Annotated in this window: 1 protein-coding gene; it reads right to left on the bottom strand. The window is 65.3% G+C overall.

What is annotated here, in order from left to right:
* Nucleotides 1-91: 91 nt before the first annotated feature.
* Nucleotides 92-323, bottom strand: a 232-nt coding sequence (locus EAS64_RS43020) for a hypothetical protein (RefSeq protein WP_222850058.1), incomplete at its 5' end; no start/stop codon positions are given.

Below are 323 nucleotides of genomic sequence, written 5' to 3'. Positions count from 1 at the left end.
CGGTTGTGCCACCCCAGTGTCCTTGGCCAGGTCTGCTTCGTTTCCAGTCCCCGCCGCCTCGAACCGTGCGTGCGGTTCTCCCGCACACGGCTCACCGACGCCGTTCACCGCCGGCATTCGGCTTTCCGCGCCAGTCCCGGAAGGGCCTGGGGTCGACGACGATTCCTGACAAGGTGACCAGCCCGAGCTGGTTCGGGGACTGGTAGGCAACGACCGACCAGCCGAACTCCCGTGACCTGCGTTTGCGCTTGCTGATGAACAGCGCCATGCGCATCCGCGAATAGCTCCTGATCTTCTCGAAGCGGGCTGCGGAGTTGCCGAAC

The organism is Trebonia kvetii (genome assembly GCF_007827045.1).
GTDB classification, from domain to species: Bacteria; Actinomycetota; Actinomycetes; order Streptosporangiales; family Streptosporangiaceae; genus Trebonia; species Trebonia kvetii.
The sequence above is the reverse complement of the archived record's forward strand: the minus strand, read 5'-3'. Positions and strand labels throughout refer to the sequence as shown.